This is a genomic window from Bacteroides sp. 44_46, from assembly GCF_001915465.1.
Lineage (GTDB): Bacteria > Bacteroidota > Bacteroidia > Bacteroidales > Bacteroidaceae > Bacteroides > Bacteroides clarus.
Window position 1 is genome coordinate 483302 of sequence record NZ_MNQO01000020.1, and the last position, 23641, is coordinate 506942.

At 46.9% G+C, this 23641-nt stretch carries 18 protein-coding genes and 1 pseudogene; 2 read left to right on the forward strand and 17 right to left on the reverse strand.

Translation table 11 applies throughout. The features are described from left to right. Positions 1-31: 31 nt before the first annotated feature. The 7 genes from BHV73_RS14590 to BHV73_RS14620 form a co-directional block, all read right to left on the reverse strand. Positions 32-1204 carry an iron-containing alcohol dehydrogenase gene (locus BHV73_RS14590; RefSeq protein ID WP_087413696.1) on the reverse strand — a complete coding sequence of 391 codons (1173 nt, stop codon included), beginning with the start codon at positions 1202-1204 and terminating at the stop codon, positions 32-34. A 10-nt stretch (positions 1205-1214) separates the two neighbouring features. Continuing rightward, positions 1215-2147, reverse strand: a complete 933-nt coding sequence (locus BHV73_RS14595) for a phosphoinositol dihydroceramide synthase (RefSeq protein ID WP_087413703.1) — start codon at positions 2145-2147, stop codon at positions 1215-1217. Continuing rightward, the gene (locus BHV73_RS14600) at positions 2147-2797 is read right to left on the reverse strand and encodes a CDP-alcohol phosphatidyltransferase family protein (RefSeq protein ID WP_009120513.1); all 651 of its coding nucleotides are present in this window, start codon (positions 2795-2797) and stop codon (positions 2147-2149) included. The genes BHV73_RS14595 and BHV73_RS14600 overlap by 1 nt, the downstream gene beginning before the upstream one ends. Positions 2798-2808: 11 nt before the next feature. Next, positions 2809-3315 carry a GtrA family protein gene (locus BHV73_RS14605; RefSeq protein WP_009120512.1) on the reverse strand — a complete coding sequence of 169 codons (507 nt, stop codon included), beginning with the start codon at positions 3313-3315 and terminating at the stop codon, positions 2809-2811. Beyond that, entirely contained in the window at positions 3300-3773 is a 474-nt protein-coding gene (locus BHV73_RS14610) for a phosphatidylglycerophosphatase A family protein (protein ID WP_009120511.1), read from the reverse strand. Before BHV73_RS14610 ends, BHV73_RS14605 begins: the two co-directional genes overlap by 16 nt. A gap of 146 nt (positions 3774-3919) precedes the next feature. Then, the gene (locus tag BHV73_RS14615; RefSeq protein WP_022219682.1) at positions 3920-5209 is read right to left on the reverse strand and encodes an inositol-3-phosphate synthase; all 1290 of its coding nucleotides are present in this window, start codon (positions 5207-5209) and stop codon (positions 3920-3922) included. Between the two features lie 107 nt (positions 5210-5316). Next, positions 5317-7854: a DUF5686 and carboxypeptidase-like regulatory domain-containing protein gene (locus BHV73_RS14620; RefSeq protein WP_087413695.1), complete on the reverse strand. Its 2538-nt coding sequence runs from the start codon at positions 7852-7854 to the stop codon at positions 5317-5319. A gap of 178 nt (positions 7855-8032) precedes the next feature. On the opposite strand from BHV73_RS14620, the gene aspT reads away from it, so the two are divergent. Next, positions 8033-9727, forward strand: coding sequence for an aspartate-alanine antiporter (gene aspT / locus BHV73_RS14625; protein WP_087413694.1), 1695 nt, complete (start codon positions 8033-8035; stop codon positions 9725-9727). A 516-nt stretch (positions 9728-10243) separates the two neighbouring features. Beyond that, positions 10244-11863 carry an aspartate 4-decarboxylase gene (aspD, locus tag BHV73_RS14630; protein ID WP_087413693.1) on the forward strand — a complete coding sequence of 540 codons (1620 nt, stop codon included), beginning with the start codon at positions 10244-10246 and terminating at the stop codon, positions 11861-11863. A gap of 80 nt (positions 11864-11943) precedes the next feature. On the opposite strand, the gene BHV73_RS14635 is transcribed toward aspD, so the two are convergent. From BHV73_RS14635 to BHV73_RS14680, 10 genes and pseudogenes are all read right to left on the reverse strand, one after another. Beyond that, complete coding sequence (locus BHV73_RS14635; protein WP_087413692.1) at positions 11944-13257, reverse strand: sensor histidine kinase; 1314 nt, start codon at positions 13255-13257, stop codon at positions 11944-11946. 167 nt (positions 13258-13424) lie between these two features. Next, positions 13425-14783, reverse strand: coding sequence for a sigma-54-dependent transcriptional regulator (locus tag BHV73_RS14640; protein ID WP_087413691.1), 1359 nt, complete (start codon positions 14781-14783; stop codon positions 13425-13427). Positions 14784-14901: 118 nt separating this feature from the next. Then, positions 14902-16389 carry a TolC family protein gene (locus BHV73_RS14645; protein ID WP_009120504.1) on the reverse strand — a complete coding sequence of 496 codons (1488 nt, stop codon included), beginning with the start codon at positions 16387-16389 and terminating at the stop codon, positions 14902-14904. 346 nt (positions 16390-16735) lie between these two features. After that, positions 16736-17884: a bifunctional histidinol-phosphatase/imidazoleglycerol-phosphate dehydratase HisB gene (gene hisB, locus BHV73_RS14650; RefSeq protein WP_087413690.1), complete on the reverse strand. Its 1149-nt coding sequence runs from the start codon at positions 17882-17884 to the stop codon at positions 16736-16738. 10 nt (positions 17885-17894) lie between these two features. After that, positions 17895-18935, reverse strand: coding sequence for a histidinol-phosphate transaminase (gene hisC / locus BHV73_RS14655; RefSeq protein WP_087413689.1), 1041 nt, complete (start codon positions 18933-18935; stop codon positions 17895-17897). 70 nt (positions 18936-19005) lie between these two features. Next, positions 19006-20298, reverse strand: coding sequence for a histidinol dehydrogenase (gene hisD / locus BHV73_RS14660; protein WP_087413688.1), 1293 nt, complete (start codon positions 20296-20298; stop codon positions 19006-19008). Positions 20299-20309: 11 nt separating this feature from the next. After that, a complete protein-coding gene (gene hisG / locus BHV73_RS14665; RefSeq protein WP_009120499.1) occupies positions 20310-21161 on the reverse strand; it encodes an ATP phosphoribosyltransferase in 852 nt (283 codons plus the stop codon). Between the two features lie 255 nt (positions 21162-21416). After that, positions 21417-21908 carry a PaaI family thioesterase gene (locus BHV73_RS14670; protein ID WP_087413702.1) on the reverse strand — a complete coding sequence of 164 codons (492 nt, stop codon included), beginning with the start codon at positions 21906-21908 and terminating at the stop codon, positions 21417-21419. Positions 21909-21930: 22 nt separating this feature from the next. Beyond that, the gene (locus BHV73_RS14675) at positions 21931-23376 is read right to left on the reverse strand and encodes an RHS repeat protein (RefSeq protein WP_087413687.1); all 1446 of its coding nucleotides are present in this window, start codon (positions 23374-23376) and stop codon (positions 21931-21933) included. A gap of 155 nt (positions 23377-23531) precedes the next feature. Further along, positions 23532-23641 (reverse strand): annotated as a pseudogene (locus BHV73_RS14680) (MFS transporter); the annotation flags it as partial.

The window sequence follows — 23641 nt, forward strand, 5'->3', positions numbered from 1 at the left end:
GATAAACACTTCGCCGTTTTTTTGTTCATTATCACAATGCCAGACGGTAGATTTCCTTGCTGTCCTGTTTTGTCAGTTTCACATAATTACCCACAAACTCTCCTTTATTGCGATGCAGGCTATCCGCCAGGCGGTCTATATCGGGCTCCTCAATACCCAGTTCCTTAAAATTAACCGGTAGTCCTATAAAGCGGAAAAAATGCTTCAAACGGGACACTCCGGCCAAAGCCATCTCTTCCAAATCCTCCGATTCGGGAATACCGAAAACACGGTTGGCAAATTGGGCTATCTTTTTCGGATTATGTCCGGCCATAAAAGTCATCCATGCCGGAACTATCACAGACAATCCTGCTCCATGCGTAACGTTATAAATCGCACTGACTTCATGCTCCAAAAAGTGCGAAGCCCAGTCTTCCTCACAACCTACGCCGCAAGTTCCGTTATGAGCTATCGTTCCGCACCACATTATATTGGCGCGTGCGCCATAATCTTCCGGATTCCGCTTGATACGATAAGCTTCTTTAATGATAGCCGTCAGCGTACCCTCACAAAGACGATCGCTTATTTCCACATCCTGCGTATTAGTGAAATAACGCTCCATGATATGCACCATCATATCGGCGATACCGCAAGCCGTTTGAAAAGGCGGCAATGTATAAGTCAATTCGGGATTCATAATGGAAAAAACCGGACGCAACAGTTCCGGCACACGCAAGCTCAGTTTTTGCAAGGTATCCACTTTCGTGATAACCGAGTTGCCCGAACCCTCGCTACCCGCAGCGGGAATCGTCAGAACAACGGCAACTTTCAACGCTTTCACCACTTTCGCCTTACCTATAAAGAAATCCCAAAAATCACCTTCATAAGGCGCACCGGCAGCAATAGCCTTTGCTGTGTCAATCACAGAGCCGCCTCCTACGGGGAGCAGTAAATCAGCCTGTTCACGACGGCAAAGTTCAATCCCCTCATACACCTTTGTATCCACCGGATTAGGCTGTACGCCACCCATTTCACAATACTGAATACCGGCTTCCCGCAAAGATTGCTTCACCCTGTCCAACAATCCGCTTCGCACCACGGAACCGCCGCCATATACAATCATCACTTTCCGTGCTCCATACTTACCGGCCAAAATACCGACCTGCATTTCCGTCTCCTTGCCGAAAACAAACTCCGTAGGACTGTAAAAGACAAAATTATTCATACTTGTATTATCATTTTATATATTGACTGTATCTCTCAAAGAAACGTTTGAACGCCCCCCATTTCATCAATCCCCGCTCAAATAGCAGAATCCCCAGCAGAGCACAGGAAATGCCCAACATCACGTCAATCAGATAATGATGACCGGAATAAACGGCCGTCCACCAGATACCCACCATGATAACAGAGAACAAAGCTACCAGCCATTTTTTACGACGCCCCATAACAGCATACGCTACCGCTACCACCATATAAGCAGCATGCAATGAAGGAACAGCGGCAAACACATTGGCATTCCGCCCATAAATGGAATGAAAGACAGAACATCCCAGCAGTTCGTCAAAACGTCCCAACCCCGCTACATTACCCGGAGTATCGAGAATCGGCTCAAAGCCGTAGTTCATGGCATACCAGGGTGGTGCTGCCGGATGGATGTAATATCCGGCAAATCCGATAAGATTTACCAGCAGAAAGACCATGGCAAAACGAAGGTACACCTTACGCTCGCCTTTCAGATAAAGCCACAAGCCGAACGCAATAGGAACAGGAACCCAGCAAAGATAGAATATACCTGCAAGGAAATCGCCTATCGTACAGTGATTCTGCGCAAAATACTCACAGGGAATCAACGTTGCTCCATCAATCGAGATACCGAACAATGACTTCTCCGCCTCATACAATCCCTGTACATCAATAGGATTCACCTCATAATTGGGATATACCCGCATCCAGTCGTAAGAAATGCCAAAGATGATAAAAGGAAGTAGCGCCACCGCCAATTTACGGGTTGTTTTCCCCGCAAAGAAGAGTACCAGAAACAGACCCGCCATCAGAAGATGCTCTGTACGGAGCCCTATACACACGGCCGTCAACAACAAGAACAGCACCGTAACGACAGCAACGGGCAGCACTTCTTTGACAGAAGGAAAAATATTCTTTCTCATCATTGCTTCTTTAATAATTTATGGCAATGCGCAATACGCGCAAATGCCGTCAAATTGGCAAGAACAGCTATCACAGCCATCGGAACAATCAGTATCAACATGGGGTCGAATGCCTTGCAATCTCCGAAAATACCGCAGAACAAAGCGCCAAGACTGGTCAGCACCACACGCTCGGGGCGTTGCATGAAACCTACTTTACACTCCAGCCCCAGTCCTTCGGCACGTGCGCGCACATAGCTCACCATAAGCGAACCTATCAACGCGACAAAAGTTATCATCGAGCCCCACAGATAACCTTGCAAAATCAGATAATAGAAGATACCGAACAACGTCACCATCTCGCTATAACGGTCGAGCACCGAGTCATACAATGCGCCAAACGTGGAAGACATATTGCCTACACGCGCCACACGCCCGTCCATCATGTCGAACAAACCGGCAAAGAGAACGATTCCTCCGCCCCAACCCACATAGGCCGGTTCACCCGGTTTATACACACCCGCATACACAAATACGCACGCAGCCACAATGTTCATCACCAGTCCGGTGGTAGTAATAAAATTAGGCGTAATGCCCACCTTAATCATGCCATGCACAACCGGATTTATAATCTTATAAATCAACTGTTGCAGCCAATCTCTATAATTCATATCAGTTCTATTTAGTCTCTAAAATATTGTCGTATAAATTTTCTGAAATTATGATTGCGATATACGAATACCCGTTGCAGATGATAGTTCCAGAAAAACGCCACCAGAACGGCTACGATTACTTTGGACAGGATAAACACATCGTTTATGTAATGTCCCAGCAATCCGTCCACCCAGTGCATGCCCGTCAGCCACTCCGTCAGGGCAAATGTGCCCCATGTATTCAATAAAATACTACCTCCCCAGACAAAAAGATATTTCAGCGCAACGTGCGTTTTTTTACAGTCGTCCGCATGAAACACCCAGCCGTAGTTAATGACGCAATTCACCATGCCGCCGGCCACGGAGCCTAAGAAAGTAGCGTACAAATAAAAAAGTCCGGATAGTTTAACCAGCAGAATGGTCACAAGAAAATCCACAAGACTTGCCACATACGACGAAAGCTGGGCCTTCACAAAGACCCAAACAGCATGACGCCAACCTGCAAATCCCGATATTTCTTTCAGCCTATCAGCCATCTTACTCCGATTAAGACTACAAAGCTATAAATTCCCGCCAAGATATCATCCATCATCACTCCAAATCCGCCAGGAAAACTTTCCATGCGACGGATTCCCAACGGCTTAAAAATGTCGAACAGGCGAAAAAGAGCAAAAGCTCCCAACGCATACCACACATTCCCTGACGGTGCAGCCAGCAATGCAATCCATACTCCCACCATCTCGTCCACCACCACACGCGAAGGATCTTCCCCCCAGCAAGGTTCAAGACGATTGGTGGCCCATATCCCCATTACCGTAAAGACAAGAACAAGAACTACCGTCAGCCATATCAGGCATATTTCCGAAACAATGAAAGATAATCCGAACCAGATAAGCGCAGCCAGCAAAGCGCCCGCCGTACCCGGAGCGAAAGGAGAAAAGCCCGAACCGAAGCCCGTACCGATGAGAACCGGGAGAAAAGAGGGTTTCTTCATTGATAAAAAGATGATAAAAGGGTGATAATGTGATAGGGTGATAAAGCGATAAAAGTGGTAAGGCAGTAGAGTGATGAAATCTCAAAACGAAACTTACTTATCACCCTATCGCCTTATCACTTTTATAACCTTACCACTTTCTTATTTTAGTCCAAATAGCTCGGTGCAGTTTCACCTACCATGTTACGGAGAGTTTCTTTCACCATTCTCCACTGTTGGAACAAGTCGTGTACCGGCTCATGTTCAAAGTCGTGCATCGGGCTCTTGCAGAAGAATGACAGCCAAGTCTGGATACCGCACATACCGGCACGCAAAGCGAGGTCGCTGAAGATAACCAGGTCGAGTGCGATAGGAGCCGCCAAGATAGAGTCGCGGCACAGGAAGTTAACCTTGATTTCCATCGGATAACCCATCCAGCCGAAGATATCTATATTATCCCATGCTTCCTTGTTGTCCTTACGGGGCGGATAATAGTTGATACGTACTTTGTGATATACGTCACCGTACAAATCGGGGAATTTCTCAGGTTCGAAGATATTGTCGATAACAGACAGTTTGCTGACTTCTTTTGTCTTGAAGTTTTCCGGCTGGTCAAGAACTTCGCCGTCACGGTTGCCCAAGATATTGGTAGAGAACCATCCGCTTACACCCAGCATACGGGTCTTGAACATCGGAGCGAGTACAGTCTTCATCAAAGTCTGGCCGCTCTTGAAGTCCTTACCGGAAATAGGCACATTCATTTTCTTGGAGAACTCCCACATGGCCGGAGTATCTACGCACAGGTTAGGAGCGCCCATGATGAACGGAGCGCCTTCTGCGATTGCAGCGTAAGCGTAGCACATACTCGGAGAAATAACTTCCGTGTTGTTTTCCTTCATGGCTTTTTCCAAAGCGGCGAGAGACTTGTGCTCTTCCGACAGAGGAACATAAATTTCAGTACTTGCAGCCCACAACACAGCGATACGGTCGCAGTTATTGTTTGCCTTGAAAGTACGGATATCCTCGCGCAGCTGTTCCACCATGTCCCAACGTGTAGCGGCATTCTTGATATGCGTACCGTTCAGACGTTTTGCGAAATTGTGGTCAAAAGCGGCAGGCATGGGTTTGATGGCCTTTAACTCATCTTTTACGAGGTTCAAGTCCTTTTCTTTCAAAACCTCCGCGTACATTGCGGCTTCATACGCATCGTCAGCGAAAATATCCCAACCGCCGAACACGATATCGTTCAAATCAACCAAAGGCACCACATCCTTAATCAGATGTTCTTTGCCGTCCTGCATACGCATAGTAGCCATTTGTGCGATTGAGCCTATAGCTTTTGCCAAACCCTTACGGGCTGCTAATGTACCTGTAATCATAGTGGTTGCAACCGCACCACCTACTCCGACTACCAGTACGCCTAAACGACCGGTTGCCGGCTTAATGTTTTCTTTCATTGCCATTGTATTATTTAGAGTTTAAAAAATTGCTCAAATTTAGGGTATTTTGCCCAATTTGGATTAGTCATTTTATCCGATTTAATGTTCTGTTAGTAAGATTTAAGTTAAAATGTCATGTGCAGACTGATTCTAAGCCCGGATTTATCTATATTCGGTAAATCCCGGTAAGTTAAACGCCATACATAATCCACCCGGAGCACTTTCAAAATGTTCTCTATACCTACTCCGACTTCTACATACGGAGTATGTCCCATGGTAGTGCTTCCTGCCGGAAAGGCGAATAATCCTTCACTGAATTCCGGATTGTTTTTGTCACTCAGATTTCCATAAATTCCCCGGCAGGACAACACTTCACGCCATTTCAGTTTTTTCAACAACGGAATGCGGTTGAAAAGAAAACCGTTCAAGAAGTAAGTCACGTCCCACGAAGCGTATTCATCGTTCATAAATTCCATTGCATTCATCAGCGAGTAAGACTCCGGCTGAATAGTGTAAGACAGGTTGGCATTGGGAATGATTAGCAGCGGGAAAGGCACTTTATTCCACACCTTGCCTGCTTTCAGTATAACATCCGTATAGCCGAAAGCCGAAAACCAGAAACGTTTCTGGAAGCCCGCCTCCGTATAATGATAAGCATAATCTCCTCCCAGCACCCCTTTAGCCGCCATGGTATGCGTCAGCGTAAAGACCGGAGCGTCCAAAGACACCGGAAAACGGTTCCATTGCGTCTGGAAGAATTTTTCGTTAGGGGCATAGCGTAACTTCAGTTCCAGTTCGCTGGTAGAAATACTTTTTACAAACTCATCTTCGGCATCCTGCTTCACGAAAGGAATAAGACGCGAAGACTCATCTTTCCGCAAACGCGTGGTCAGCTGAAAAGAAAAGCCCGAATGAAACTCGTTCGTATACGTCAGTTCCGCTTTCCGCTGATAGCCGATACGGTCGTCCTTCTGGCGTTTCAAGGCCAGAAAGACATTATCCTGACTGGTATAGAGATAATGTTGCCCGTACTGGTTGACATCGGACAGATAACGAAGTTTCAAGGAGTGAATCGGAAACTCGTTGGCATACTCTTTTTTCTTATGGAAAGAATATTCCAGTTCCGCCAATCCTTTCACGCGTTCATCACGAAAGCCGTACGCCACATATCCCCTGCCGAACAAATACGGATTAAGCCAGGCTGTCGTCATTCCGCCGGCACGCACACGTACTCCTTCCAGCGCATTGCCGCTGATGGTGGTATTCATCATGCCGATATAGAACAACGGAGCTTTCTCTTTGGGAGCCGGGATATAGCCCGTAAACAATACTTTCAGCACTTTCTCCGTCCAATAATAAACCGGATAGCTACGCAGTTGCGCCATCATCTTGTCTACGGAAGTCTCCTTCCTGCTCACTTCCGCAAGCCGGTTGGCATCCCAGTAGGCATCGGAATGAGCGGAAGCGTCCATACCCTCAATCACTTTCTCGGGCTTTCGGAATGCCTGTAAAGCATCGGCGGCGGGTTCGTAGGCATAGTCCTGATAATAGACATCCCGCTTGGCATAGATACCGTCGCTGTTATCCACCAATTTGAACTCAGTCGTGATACTTTCATTCATAAGCTGCCTTGTACCGTCCTCAGCACGGTCAAAATTCTGTTCTATCTTCATGTAGTCCACAAAGTTCAGATTGATTTTCTGAGGAAAGTTCATCACGACGCGACGCACGAAATACGTACTGTCCAGCATGACGTACAGATGTCCCGTAAAGCCGAACGACTCGGAATTGAAGGGCACGAAAGTCAGGTCTACGCAAGGCTTCCCGGCAACGGTCAGCGTATCCATCAGGTAATACTTGTAGAACGAAGGCCCCATAGAGGATAGCGGACTGACGAACTTATTGGTAAACAGCGTTATATTGTTCCGGTAAATATCCACATCCGTCATGGTGACGCTGATAGCCTGCTCCATACCTTGCTGTGACAGCATTTCGTCCACTCCCGCCTGCCGCCGCGCCTTTACCCATTGCTTTTCGCTATGGGGCGACTTACGGTAATAATCCGTGGCCAGCAGCTCACGGTTGGACACCGCCAATACGGGTTTTCCGGTAACGGCGGAGGTATCTACATAATCGGTCAGGAACTTAAACTTGCGGTACAGCCACTTCTGTTGCTTCACGCTATCGAAGTTGTTGATGGCAAATGTCATTTTTTCATAACGCTCGCGCTGCCAGAAGTCGCGCTCATCCGGAGAATAATCGTCCTTATGCTCTATCATCTTCTGCACAAACTCCACAGCCGGGTTATCCTTCTTTTTGTAGCGCTCGCGCTTCGGCTTCACCAACACCTCGTTCAGCGCGTAAGTGGCAGGAGCGAGCGCAACTTTTATACGCTCCCCGCGTGCCGGATGAATCAACCGGGTGTATTCATTGTATCCCACAGCCGAGATTACCAGCCGTGCTTCCGGGCGATAGGTTTTGAAAGAAAATACTCCCCTGTCATCAGTCATTCCCCCCTCTGTGGTTCCTTTCAGATAGACCGAGGTATACGGCAACGGTTCCCGCGTCAGCGAATCAGTGACAACACCTTGCACCACATATTGCGCCCTCAAGGGAACCGCAATTATCTGCATCAGCAGAAATACCCTAATAAACAACCTCATACCTTACCTATCTATCATTCAGTGCGCAAAGGTACGGAAGAAAACTTTTTCTAAAAGTTCGGTTTTGCGGAATAAATGTTCTAAAAAACCACTTTTATTCAAAACACTTCCCGTTAAAACCCGTTGTATAGCAAAAACGACTTGCAAAAGACGTACAAACAGACCTAAATACTTAATTATGGAATGGATTTTCAATCAACTCAGGGAACGTCCCGAATTAGCCATTTTCCTCACCATCTTCCTGGGGTTCTGGCTGGGCAGGCTGCGCATCGGCAAGTTCACTTTAGGAACCGTCACCAGCGTGCTGTTGGTAGGCGTAGTGGTAGGCCAGCTGGATATTGCCGTACCCGGCCCGATCAAGTCGGTATTTTTCTTGCTGTTCCTGTTTGCCGTAGGCTACAAGGTAGGTCCGCAGTTTTTCCGCGGACTGAAGAAAGACGGATTGCCGCAAGTGGCCTTTGCAGTGCTGATGTGCGTATCCGTTCTGGGAGTGACCTGGCTGCTTGCCTTGCTCATGGGATATAACATGGGAGAAGCGGCGGGGCTGCTTGCCGGCTCGCAAACCATATCCGCCGTCATCGGCGTAGCGGAAGATACAATGGCCAATATGGGGCTGGACGAAGCTCAACGGCAGAGTTACGTCAACATCATTCCGGTGTCTTATGCCGTAACCTACATTTTCGGTACCGCCGGCTCGGCCTGGGTGCTGTCGTCCATCGGACCGAAAATGCTGGGCGGGCTGGATAAGGTAAAAACCGCCTGCAAGGATTTGGAAGCCCGCATGGGTAACTCCCAGGCAGGCGAGCCCGGCTTCATGCACGCCGCGCGCCCCGTCACTTTCCGCGCCTACCGCATCGAAAACGAATGGTTCAAAAACGGGAAAAGGGTCATAGACCTCGAAGTATACTTCCAGCAACAGGACAAGCGTCTGTTTGTGGAACGAATACGCAAGGCGGGCACTATCTGCGAAGTCAGTCCCAACGTGCAACTGGAGATAGGAGATGAAGTCGTACTGAGCGGACGCCGGGAGTACGTCATCGGTGAAGAGGACTGGATAGGGCCTGAAATACAAGACCAGCAATTACTGGACTTCCCTGCCGAAAGACTGCCCGTCATGATAACCAAAAAGACTTTTGCCGGAAAAACCGTTTCGGCAATCCGCGGTGAGAAGTTCATGCACGGCGTCAGCATCCGCAGCATCAAGCGTGCGGGCATCGATATCCCCGTCATGGCACAGACCACAGTAGATGCCGGCGATGTGGTAGAAGTAGTGGGAACCAGACAGGAAGTGGAAGCCGCCGCCAGACGTTTGGGTTATATAGACCGTCCTACCAACCAGACAGATATGATTTTCGTAGGGCTCGGCATCCTTGCAGGCGGACTGTTCGGCGCATTGTCCGTTCATATCGGCGGAGTGCCAATCAGCCTGAGCACCAGCGGCGGAGCATTGATAGCGGGATTGGTCTTCGGTTGGCTGCGCAGTAAGCACCCCACTTTCGGACGTATTCCCGAACCCTCGCAATGGGTACTGAATAATGTGGGGCTGAATATGTTTATCGCCGTAGTAGGTATATCGGCAGGTCCCAGTTTCGTACAGGGGTTCCATGACGTAGGCATCAGCCTGTTCCTTGTGGGCGCGGCAGCCACCACTCTCCCCTTGATTATCGGACTGTTGCTGGCAAGGTATCTGTTCAAGTTTCACCCTGCCATCGCGCTGGGGTGTTGTGCAGGCGCAAGAACTACCACGGCAGCCCTCGGAGCCATACAAGATGCCGTAGAGAGTGAAACGCCCGCACTGGGCTATACAGTGACGTATGCAGTAGGCAACACCTTGCTGATTATATGGGGAGTGGTTATCGTCCTACTGATTTAACGTATCAAAGCGCTATGAATCAACGGCCTGCAATTAGGATACTGATCTGCAAAACAATGCAATCTTATCTTACAACGGCTGTTGTAAGATAACTTCACAGCTGTTGTATGATAATTCAACAGCCGTCGTAAGAAAACAACCCGGCTGTTGTACGAATAGTTTTCAGTTATTGCATGAATTATTCTCAGCGTAAGTATTAGTGAATAAATAAATGTCCTCAGCATTCTGCGCCCTGTAAGGGCAAAAGATAATATTCAAAGATTTTGCCCCTACAGGGCGCAATGTTAGCCATATTCACATTCCCGGGGTGTTACCCCGGGCTGCATGATAAAAGGCTTTCAGCCTTAGGAATGACAGACGTGCAACAATTTATCGGAACAAAGAGAGCTGATTTTCGAAACAAAGAGAACTGATTTTCAGAACAAAGAGAGCTGACTTTCAGAACAAAGAGAGCTTCTTATCAGAATAAAAAGAACTTATTTTCAGAATAAAGAAAACTTAAAAACTTCAGATTATATGGATACAAAACTTTTAGAAAAAAAGATGGAGAATATCAGCCCCTTCGAGCTGAAAAACCGTCTTATCGACATGGCAGATGAAAGTCTGAAAAAAACAGCCCGTACCATGTTGAACGCCGGGCGCGGTAATCCTAACTGGATTGCAACCACTCCACGCGAGGCCTTTTTCCTCTTGGGAAAGTTCGGGCTGGAAGAATGCCGTCACGTCATGTTCCTTCCCGAAGGTATTGCCGGCATCCCCGAAAAACAAGGCATTGCCTCTCGTTTCGAGCAATTCCTCAAAAGCAACACCTATCAGCCCGGAGCCAAATTGCTGGAACAAACCTACAACTATATGCTGATGCAGCATGCTGTCGACCCGGACAGCCTTGTTCACGAATGGGCGGAGAGTGTCATAGGCGACCAATATCCTGTGCCCGACCGTATCCTAAGATTCACCGAAATGCTGGTATGCGACTACCTGAATCAGGAAATGTGCGACAACCGTCCGCCACGCGGAGCTTTCGACCTGTTTGCCACCGAAGGCGGAACAGCCGCCATGTGCTATATCTTCGATTCCCTGCAAGAGAATTTCCTACTGAACAAAGGTGACGGCATCGCCCTCATGGTTCCCGCCTTTACACCTTATATAGAGATTCCCCAGCTGAACCGCTACCGGTTTAAGGTGACCGAACTGCATGCCAACCGCATGAACCAAGACGGGCTACACCTGTGGCAATACAGCGACGAGGATATTGACAGGCTGAAAAATCCGGCGATAAAGGCATTGTTCGTCACCAATCCGAGCAACCCGCCCAGCTATACGCTCAGTCCCGAAACAATGGCACGCATCGTAACCATCGTAAAGGAAGACAATCCCAACCTGATGATTATTACGGACGATGTGTACGGCACCTTCAGCCCGCATTTCCGTTCCTTCATGGCAGAAATTCCGTACAACACGCTTTGCGTGTATTCTTTCTCCAAGTATTTCGGAGCCACCGGCTGGCGCAACGCCGTCATAGCGTTGCACGAGTACAATGTATTCGACAGGCAGATATCCCGATTGCCGAAAGATAAGCGCGAAGCACTCAATCACCGTTATGCCACACTGACCCTGCATCCCGAAAAGTTGAAGTTCATTGACCGCATGGTAGCGGACAGCCGTCAGGTAGCCTTGAACCATACGGCAGGGCTTTCATTGCCGCAACAGATGCAGATGAGTTTATTCGCCGCTTTCGCCTTGCTGGACAAGGAGAACAAATACAAGCAGAAGATGCAGGAAATCATCCGGCGCCGTTTGCAGACTCTTTGGGACAATACCGGATTTACATTAGTGGAAGACCCCTTACGGGTGGGCTACTATACGGAAATCGACATGCTGGTCTGGGCCAAAAAGTTCTATGGAGACAAGTTCGTGGAATACCTCAAAAAGACGTACAGTCCGCTGAACGTGGTATTCCGCCTTGCTCAAGAAACCTCTTTGATACTTCTGAACGGTGGCGGCTTCGACGGACCTGAATGGAGCGTGCGTGCTTCCCTTGCCAATCTGAATGAGAACGATTACATCACAATCGGCCAAGGCATCAAGCGGATATTGGATGAGTACGCAAAAGAATGGGAGAAAAATCTTATTTAATTGAGAATTGAGAATTAAAAATTAAAAAATACTATGCAGCATGACAGCGCAGCCATTTCTCAATTTTTAATTCTCAATTCTCAATTAAATAAGATTCGGAAGCGGGTCAATCCATCATTGTACGTGCGCAGGGAGAATGTACAACCATGGCGGCTCAGCACTTCCCTGATAAACACCAGGCCAATCCCCTGCCCGTTCGGCTTGGTGGAGAAGAAGGGACTGAAGAGTTTAGCTTCGGTCTCTTTGCTGATTCCGGGACCATTGTCAACGATTTCTATGAAAGCGGGGGCAGTGGTCCTTACCGTTATTTCACCTTGCTTGCCTGCCGCTTCGCCGGCGCCCTCTATACTTTCGGCAGCATTCTTGATGATATTTACCAAAACCTGCTCGAACAGTGAAGCATCCAGACGAACCTGTCCTACTTCGGGGTCGCATTCCAAGCGGAGAATAATGTTACGGTCGTTGCACATTCCTTCCATGAAACGCTTGCACATGGATACCAATTCATTCAGCTGAACCGGCGCCACCGTAGGCTCGGGAATCTTCACCACATCTGCAAAGCGGGTAATGAAGCGGCTCATAGAAAAACAACGTTCCGTACATACACGCATTACATCGCAAATGTCATCCATGCCTTCTTCCGTAGAGAGTGCCTGTTCCACCGTATCCAAAGTAGAGGTAATGCCGGCCGTGGTATTGTTCACTTCGTGGGCAATCATGCGGATAACTTTTTCGTATGCGCGCTTTTCCGCTTTCATCACTTCGTCCGTCATACGTTCTATCAGAAAGAAAGGATGTTTGAATCCTCGGTCGATAAACGAGGAATGGGTACACTTATAAATATTCGAGTCGTTCAGCCGCACTACGGAAGTTGCTTCTTTAGGAATGGATGCCAGCTCTTCCGCCAAAGGCGAATCAATCTTCTCCAGTTTCTTGTTCTGCGCTTCTTCCAACCGAACGCCCAGCATTTTCACGGCCATCGGATTGAGCTGCGATACCTCACCGTCCAGCGTCATAATGATAACGCCCATAGGCGATGCCTGAATCAGCAAATCAAGAAAATGGTTCTGCTCGCGCATACGCAGACGCTCGTTCTTAAGTTGCTCCATCATACGGTTGAAGACGTTCACGATACGGTCGGCCTCATACTGTCCCACCTGACTGAGCCGACTGCTGAAATCCTGTTCGCGCAACAACTCCATACCGCTTCCTATCGTGTCCATCGGCTTGACAATCTTACGGTAGAACACCACCAGATAGATAAGTATAAACGCGATGATGCCCTCCACAACATATAGATGAGCGGTTTGCATTTTGCCTGCCAGGTATATCAACACTCCACCCAGCCCGAACAAAAACAATACAAGAATAAAAAAGTAAAATTTAATACGCACGTAAGTAAGAGATTAGGGGTTAGCGGTTAGGGATTAGTGATTAGGGATTAGTGATTAGGGATTAGCGATTAGCGATTAGGGATTAGAGGTTGGCAGTCAACGATTAACTGTTAGGATTTAAACGAATAAACACTTATCGCTAATCACTAACCGCTAATCCCTATCCCTTAATCGCTAACCGCTATTTTATATTTTTCCAACCGCCTGTACAGTGCGGCTCTGCTGATGCCCAACGCCAATGCAACTTGGCTGAGATTACCTTTATGCTGTTCCAAAGCCTGCAGGATAGTCTGCCGTTCTATTTCGTCCAGCGTCATGCCGGCAAAGGACGTACCCTCGGCGGCTTTTACGGGTTCGTCATGGCGTTGATATTGCGATTCAAAATCAGAGGCGTCCAAAATCTGTTTTCCGCTGACAAGAATGGTACGTTCCACCAGATTTTTCAATTCACGGATATTACCCGAATAAGGCAGGCGGGAAAGGAAGTTCAGCGCGTCCGCCGAAAATTCGGTACGCGGCAAACCGTTTACGGCAGCCTGGCGATCGGCAAAGTGGCGTGCCAGCAGAGGAATATCCTCACGGCGTTCGCGCAAGGCGGGCAGTTTTACGGTTATCAGATTGATACGGTAGAAAAGGTCTTCACGGAATGTACGCTCGGAAACCATTTTACGCAAATCGGCATTGGTGGCGGAGACTACACGTACATCCACTTTGCGCGGACGGCTGTCGCCCAGCACTTCAAATGTCTGGTCTTGAAGTACACGCAACAGTTTAACCTGACAGGACAAATCCAAATCACCTATTTCATCCAGAAAGATAGTACCTTTGTTGGCCAACTCAAAACGACCTATACGGTCGGCGCTCGCATCGGTAAAAGCGCCTTTCTTATGACCGAACATCTCGCTCTCGAACAAACTCTGCGAAATACCGCCGAGATTGACTTTCACGAAAGGCTGTTTGGTGCGCTGGCTGTTGATGTGGATGGCCTCGGCTATCAGCTCCTTACCTGTACCGCTCTCACCGGTAATGAGTACGGAAGCGTTGGTACGGGCTATGCGGGCCACGGTATTCAGCACCTCCATCAACCCTTGTGATTTCCCTATGATGTGGCTACGGTTCAAACCTTCCGCCTGCTCCTCCGGCACGTCCTTCGGAGCGGCGCTCAATTCCAAAGCGGTTTCGATACGCTGCAAAAGAGCGGCATTGTTCCACGGCTTGGTAATAAAGTCGAAAGCGCCCGCCTGCATACCCTGTACGGCAAGTTGGATGCTTCCCCATGCCGTCATCAGTATAACGGGTACGTCGGGACGGAACACTTTTACCTGTTTCAATAGCGTAAGTCCCTCTTCGCCGGTAGTGGAGAGCGTAAAGTTCATATCCATCAATATCAGTGCGGGAGATTCCGCACGAACCATATCCATTGCTTCACGGGGACCCGGAGCTGTTTTTACCTCATAACCGGCACGCTTCAACATAAAACTGAGCGAAGAACGTACGGCACTATCATCATCGACTATCAGTATCATAGCATTTTGTAGTTAATTGCTTGCAAAAGTAAGTTTTTTCACCACAGCTCATACAGATTTGCACTATTTTTTTGTTTTTTCCCTTATAATCGTACAATTCGGTATGGTTTGACCGGAATCAGCCTTTGATTATATCTTCGAAGTCGGCTTCCAACTCCGCGTTCCGTTCAAAATCCCAAAGAGTCAGGCTGCGGAGTTGATAGAAATAATACCAATAGTAATAAAGTTCGGAGATGTGTTTCTGCCGGGCTTCGTCTTTGGAGTTCTGCGCATCGTTGAGGTCGAGGGTACTTATTTTACCAATCATAAAAGTCTCCACACTGGTCTTGTAACGTTTCTCGGCTATCAGGTCGGCTTCTTCGGCTATTTCCAGTTGTTGGGCTTGGTTATTGAAGTTTGCCACCAGCAAGAAGATGTCTTGATTGAAATCCATTTGTTCCTGACGGATTTTGGAAAGTACCACTTCACGGTTGCTCTTGGCCACCCTCACCTTGCCACGACGTTTTCCCCAGTCGAGGATAGGTATTTTTACACCGACTTTGACAATCTGGTTATCCAGCAAATTCTGATAGGCAGAGGAGAACTCATAGTTTTGTCCTGTATAGCCAACGCTGGCAAACAAGTCTATACTCCTTAAATTTCCACGTGCCGTAGCCACTTCATAATCTGCTTCCAACTGGCGGCGGCGTATATTCTGAGCAAACGAGTTGCGTTCCAAAGCTTTGTTCAGGACACGGTCATAGTCCATTTTAATACCCGAAACGGAAGCGGGTATCACGGGGTTCAGTCCCTCGCTCTCCGACACGCCGAGGAATGAACGCAGCTGGAACATTTTAGCGTTCAGGGTGCTTTCGGCTTCGGTTACATCGGCTTTGCCTTGCAGGGAGTTCAGTTTGAGCTGCAACAGGTCGTTTTCTGAAATCTGTCCCATTTTGCGTTTGGCAATGGCCACTTCATAAAGGCGGTCTGAGTTCGCTTTGTTTTGCTGCGCTGTGGCAAGCGCTTCCTTGGCCAATAATAGCTCGAAGAAATAAGTAATGGTTTTCATCGTTACTTCTTCCGTCGCGGAAATAAAGGAAGCTTTTGCCTCCGCATACCGGACCGGCTCGATACGGCGGTTCCACTTCAAACTGTTCACGCCGAATATAGGCTGCGTCAATTCAAGGCTTACGGGCACGGACATAAACTGTTTGTCACCGCCGGAGCCCAATTGCTTGATGTAATCAAGGGAAGAGGCCAACGACAGTTTACCGCCTGTGAACCAGATATTCTGGTCGATAGAAAGTGCACCGGACAGCCCCAATGTATTGTTACGGACAAAGCTATAAGAACCGTCAGAATTCTGATAGGTGCTGTACGACTTGTTATAATTGGGTAATGTTCCTGTAAAGTTTACTTCAGGCAACAGGTCTGCACGGAAGGTACGGTATTCCCAATAGGCTGTTTTCAACTCGTTGAGCGCCACCGCGGCATCTACAGACTGGGTACGTGCCAATGCGATGGCTTCTGCCAGAGTTATGTCGCGTTCGTGCGTCAGAGTATCATTTTGTGCCGATGCAATCAGAGGCATCAAGAAACAGGCGGCGAGTAAAATATTCTTTTTCATGTTCGGTCTTTAAAATTATCGCTGATAGAAAAGCAAAGAGTGTGCCAAGCGGACAGGAAGGTATTACGCAAGGGGGAGTGTCCGAAATCGGACACTCCCCCTGTTCGTTTGCGGACGGTTAATAATGATCCGGCAGTCTTTAAGGTTGAAAAGCTTTTATCATGCAATTCCGGGTAATGCACCGGATAAAAGTTCCTTTACATATTCTGAGTCTTGTAAGAGTAAAAGCTATGCATATAAGTCTTTTGCCCTTACAGGGCGTAACATTAACCGTACATATATTCCCGGGGTGTTACCCCGGCTGTATGATAAAAGGCTTTCAGCCTTGAACTCACTAAAATAGCGTTTACAGCACCCCCTTCGAGCTTGGTAATTCATAGTGATAGATATCACGTTTCACAGCCATTTTCAAGGCTCTTGCCAAGGCTTTGAAGATTCCCTCTATCTTATGGTGTTCATTCTGTCCTTCCGCTTTGATATTAAGATTCATCTTAGCTGCATCGCTTAACGACTTAAAGAAGTGCAAGAACATTTCCGTAGGCATCTCTCCTATTTTCTCACGCTTGAACTCGGCATCCCATACCAACCAGGGGCGCCCGCCGAAATCCAAGCATACCTGACACAGACAATCGTCCATGGGCAGTGCGTACCCGTAACGCTCTATACCGCGTTTGTTGCCCAAAGCCTGGTACAGACACTCGCCCAAAGCGAGGGCGGTATCTTCTATCGTGTGGTGCTCGTCCACTTCCAAATCACCTTTTACATGAATCGTCAGGTCCATACCGCCATGCTTGCCTATCTGTTCCAGCATATGGTCGAAAAAGCCAAGCCCGGTGTGAATATCACAATGGCCGTTACCGTCTAAATTTACAGCTACATAAATATCAGTTTCTTTCGTGGTACGGCGCACTTCCGCTTTCCGTTCGCCCGCAAAAAGAAATTCAGCGACCTTATCCCAATCCTTTGTCGCCAACACACAAACATCTTCCAAACCCTTACAGGCAGCTTCACCACCGGATGATTTCGGTTTCAGCATATTCGTATCTTCCTGCAAGAGGATGGCACGGCACCCCAGGTTCTTCGCCAACTCCACATCCGTAGGACGGTCACCTATCACAAAACTATTTGCCAAGTCGTATTCGGGACTGTCGAGATACTTCGTCAGCATACCGGTACGCGGCTTACGGGTCGGCGCATTATCTTCGGGCATGCTACGGTCTATGCAGATATCATCAAACGTAATTCCCTCCCCTTCCAACGTCTTCATCATCAGATTATGTGCCGGCCAGAAAGTTTCTTCCGGGAAAGATGCCGTACCCAACCCGTCCTGATTGGTAACCATTACAAACTCAAAATCCAGTTTGCTGCGAACAAAACCAAGATTACGCATCACTTTCGGATAAAACTCCAGTTTCTCCAACGAATCCAACTGATAATCTACAGGCGGCTCGATAACCAACGTTCCGTCACGATCTATAAAAAGTACCTTCTTCATACTTTATACCTTATACTTTATATTTCTTCAACGCCTCAATCAACCTCTCATTCTCGTTTCTTGTACCTACCGTTACCCGCAGGCAGTTTCCGCAAAGCGATACGGAATTACGGTTACGCACAATGATGCCTTCGCCTACCAGATAATTATAAATCTTCACCGCATCCGTCACGCGGACCAAAAAGAAATTGGCATCAGAAGGAAACATTTTCACCGTACAAGGCAATTTCGCAAACTCCTCTTCCAAGTTTCCGCGTTCCTCTTTCAATGTTTTTACCCAACGCTCTATTTCATAGTAACGGTGTAACATTTCTATCGCCTGTTTCTGCGTCAGCTGGTTCACATTATAAGGATACTTTATTTTGCTGAAAATCGAAATGATTTCCTGCGAAGCAAAAGCCATGCCTAAGCGTATGGCAGCACATCCCCATGCTTTGGAAAAGGTTTGGAGCACAATCAGATTAGGATATTTGTCCAGTTCTTCCAAGAAAGAAGGCGCTTCCGAAAAGTCGTTATAAGCCTCATCCAGTATCACCAGCCCGTCGAACTCACGGATGATTCGCTCAATCTCACTACGAAGCAAGTCGTTTCCCGTGGGATTATTGGGAGAACAAAGGAAAATCAACTTCGTATGCTCATCCGCAGCCGCCAGCAGCTTATCTGCCGAAAAGCGGAAATTTTCATCCAGCAATACTTTGCGGTACTCCACATCATTTACTTCCGCACATACCTGATACATACCGTATGTAGGATCTATAGCCACCACATTATCTATACGCGGCTCGCAAAAAGCACGGAATACAAGGTCTATCGCCTCATCACTGCCATTTCCCAAAAAAATATGCTCGGGACGTACTTTCTTTATTTTCGACAGTTCTTTCTTTAGCTCCCGTTGCATCGGATCCGGATAACGATTGTGCGGCATATTATACGGATTTTCGTTTGCATCGAGAAAAACGGATGCGGCAGCGCCATTATATTCATCACGTGCCGAAGAGTAAGGCTTCAGGCGCCACACATTCGGTCGGGTCAGTTCTTCTAAAGTTCTCATGGACAGAAAGAATTTATTTACGGATTATAAATTATGAATGATGAAGTATTATTTTTTTAATTTTCAATTTTCAATTCTCAACTCTCAATTTATCAAGTCTGACGGTTACCGCATTCTTATGCGCATCCAGATGCTCGTTGGCAGCCATTTCCTCTATAGCCGGACCAATCGTGCGTATTCCTTCCGGTTTAATCTCTTGGAAAGTAATCTTGCGTATGAAGCTATCGAGACTGACGCCGCTATATGCTTTGGCATAACCATTGGTAGGCAGCGTATGGTTGGTGCCCGAAGCGTAGTCTCCTGCGCTTTCCGGAGTGAGAGAACCCAAGAATACCGAACCGGCATTAATCACCCGCTCCGCAACGGACATATAATCCGCCGTTTCGATGATGAGATGTTCCGGTGCATAGGAATTAGTCAGTTCGATGGCTTCGTCCATATCACGTACTACAATCAGCTTACTGTTGGCAAGAGACTTTTCCGCAATATCCTTGCGGGGCAACAAAGCCAACTGACGCTCCACTTCTTCTTTCACCGCCTGCTGCAATGCCCGGGAAGTGGTAATCAGTATCGCCTGGCTGTCTACACCATGTTCTGCCTGGCTCAGCAAGTCGGCAGCCACAAAAGACGGATTGGCAGTTTCATCCGCCAACACTTCCACTTCCGAAGGACCGGCCGGCATATCAATAGCTACATCACGCAAGCTCACCAACTGTTTGGCAGCCGTTACATATTGATTACCCGGACCGAATATCTTATATACTTTCGGCACGCTTTCCGTACCATAGGCCATTGCCGCAATGGCTTGCACACCGCCGGCTTTGAAAATACGGTTTACTCCCGCCACCTTAGCCGCAAACAAAACGGCAGGGTGTACTTTTCCATCCTTACCCGGAGGAGTACAAAGCACTATCTCCTTACATCCTGCAATCTTTGCCGGAACAGCCAGCATCAACACGGTAGAAAAAAGCGGAGCCGTTCCGCCGGGGATGTACAACCCGACTTTCTCTATGGCAACCGCCTTCTGCCAACAAGTAACTCCCGGTTGAGTTTCCACCCGTTTACCTTCGAAGCGCTGTGCCGCATGAAAGGTCTCAATATTCTGTTTGGCCAGACGAATGGCTTTTTTCAGTTCCTCGCCCACCAATGTTTCCGCTTCCGCCTGCTCTTCTTCCGTCACAGCCAATGTGGTCAACGCCACTTTATCAAATTTTTCTTCGTATTCCAATACGGCGCGGTCGCCTTCCGCTTTCACACGGTCTATAATACTCCGTACCGTATCGAAGAGATTTTCCGTGTTCATCACCGGACGTTTCAGCAATTCCGTCCATTGAGATTTATCAGGATTAGTTATTAAGTTCATACCATTAGCGTTTAAAGTATCATTTTTTCAATCGGCAACACCAAAATGCCTTCTGCACCCAATGCCTTCAGTTTACCGATAATTTCCCAAAAACATTTCTCATCCAGCACCGTATGTACGGAACACCAGCCCTCTTGCGCCAACGGCATCACCGTAGGACTTTTCATACCCGGCAGTACGGCTATGATTTCATCCAGTTTTTCTTTCGGCGCATTCATCAACACGTATTTCTTGTCTTCCGCCGTCTTTACCGCATTCATACGGAACAACAACTCATTCAGAATCTCTTTCTTCTCCTCACTCATATTCTTGTTACCAATCAACAGAGCTTCGGACTTCATCACCACTTCCACTTCTTTCAGGCGGTTGCTCACCAAAGTAGAACCGGAACTTACAATATCAAAAATCGCATCGGCCAGACCGATACCCGGAGAAACCTCTACCGAACCGGTAATCACGTGTATTTCCGCTTTCACTCCCTGTTCTTTGAGATACCGGGAAAGAATGCCGGGATACGAAGTGGCAATCTTCTTACCCTCAAACCACTGCGGACCCGAATATTCAATATCTTTAGGTAAGGCCAGTGACAAACGGCATTTGCTGAATCCCAAACGTTTTACAATCTCGGCATCTTCCGCCTTTTCCATGAACTCGTTTTCACCGACAATACCCAAATCGGCAACTCCCGTAGCTACTGTTTGAGGAATATCATCGTCGCGCAAAAACAATACTTCCAAAGGAAAGTTGGAAGACTGTACCAGTAACGTGCGTTTCGTTGCGCTTAGTTTAATATCCGATTCTTCAAGGAACGACATTGTTTCGTCAAAAAGACGGCCTTTGGCCTGTACTGCAATTCTTAACATGATATTATTTATATTTTATGGTTTGCTAATAAAAAAACGAGGTTTACCAATGTTCGGTAAGCCTCGTTAATTATATGTTCTTCGTGATACACATATCCTCATACGCCCACCGAATTATTCGTCAGGATGATAATGGTGATGATGTGCAACGATATTCTTCATGTTTTTTCTATTTTTCAATGCGACAAATGTAAACGATTTGTTTTAAACAGCCAAAGATTTATCACAAAAAGTTCATTTTTTCTTTCATTTTTATCAAATAAGCGGTAAGATTTCATCCGGTTCTACATCACAATGATGAAAACACATTTCCTTTTCCGCCTTTTCCTGCGGGAAAGTAAAGTAGGTGCATGTAGTTTCCGTACAGAGTTCGCCCATGCTGTTATACAATCTCGCTTCTATAATGGCAATATTACGTTTCTGTTCACGCAGCGACGCACGCAATACCACATGCGTATCATTGGTCGATATGGACTTACGAAAACGGGTTTCCATTTTAGAGGTCACTCCCCCGGTCTGCAACTTACGGAATACCACCCAACCGCAAATCTCATCCAGCAATACGGACTGGATACCCCCATGCAACGTATTCAACCATCCCTGATACTCCGGACGGGGCTTCCAGATACTCACTACTTCATCACCGTCCTCATAGAATTCCATTCTTACACCTGCCTCATTATCGGGAGAACAACCAAAGCAATTATAGCCTTCCATGTTTTTCCATGGGTTGATAATCTTCTTCATACCATATTTTTTAATTGATGACTTATTCTTCGTAGTAAACATATTTTCTTTCCTCATACAAGACCGGAATATTATCCACATACTTGATTCGTATCTTCCAGTTTCCTTTCTCGTCCCTGTGAAATTTATAAACAAACTTCTCTTCGGGCTGTCCCGCAGGCTGTTCCGTTCCGGAAATCACTTCGCCTTTTTTATTATACTGATAGGTATATCTGTCGAGTTTATCCTCCGGCAGCAGAATCTCCTCGCTCGTCATACGTTGCCTGAAATTCCAGGTACGGCGATAAGGATAGACATTTTCGGTAGACGAAGTTATTACTTTTCGTCCAATCCGTTGTCCATAAGAATCATAAAAGTAACGATAGTCCTCACTTTTTGTTCCATCCTTCTCATATACAGTTTCCTGCATACGATTCCCTTCCCAATCATGACGGTAAACGACTTTCCCCGTCTGTTCGGACTTTTCATTATATATCGCGCCGCTTTTGCAATAACCTTCATCACCGTATTGGTACTCTATATACTTCGTCAATGCACCTGCGGGTGTCCGATGTTCTTCCTTCTGCAGCTTTCCATTCTCACCGTACTCATACTTCACTGTTTTTACAGATACGCCTTTTTCCGTGAAAGCTTCATCACTGATAATCCTGCCTTGAGCATCAAACTCATAAGCAAAAAAATGTCCTTGTTTTTTGCCTCTAAGAACAGTTTCCACTCCCATGGGAACAGCAATATATGAATACTGTCGAACACTCTTCACTTTATCCTGAAGCGCCAATCGCTCCCAATCGCTTTCCATTCCTTCATAAATAATACTGCGCTTGGTGATGTAGGTAGGATGACCGTCCAATGCAAAACCCGTTCTTTGCGTCCAATTGCCATATTCATCCTTTTCCACGATTTTCTGCATCGGCCTCTTTGCTTTCCGCCAGGACTTCATATAGTTGAGCGACTCCCTTTTAAGCTTTGTCGTATCATCCAGCTCCACAACGCAAGCTTCACTTGTTCTTCGGTCATCAAATATTTTCTTTTGCACTTTTCCATCGGTATCATATATAGCTGTCACTATCCCAATCGTATCTTGCCGACCATTCATAGTAGTAATAGTACTCAATCTTCCCTCCGCATCATATCCATATCCCCATACATAACAAAGCAGACCTTCCCGTTTTGTCCCTACATATATTTCTTTCACAACTTTTCCGTCCGCATCATATCTATAAATAATTTTATGCAAAGGAGACCTGTCGGGAGCCAATAAATTCTCCACAGACATACGTCCCTCGTTATCATATTTCACAAAATAGATATTATCCACTATATTTCCGGTCGTCCATATCGTATCTTTCTGTACAGCCTTGTATACCGTTATACGTGCACTTCGTATAATTGGGGTATCTTGCGCATAGGTGGTAATAAAGCCGGATAGCAGAATTCCGATTAATAGGCATATTCTATGAAAATTCATACTCTTGTTACGTGTTTTTCATTTATCATTCTTCTTACAAAGATAAGAATTCTTTAAATGAGACAATTATAGGGGTACAAAAAAAACGGTGTAAAATCAAAAAAGCTTAACCATCTTTTCTGATTTTACACCGTTATTCGATATAACAAGATATTCTACTCTTTACTGCTTGCATTCCACACCAGCAACGCCAATAACACGGACAGCAATGCCGCACCTATCCAGAACCAATTGATATAGGTAAAATCATAGACCTCCACACCAT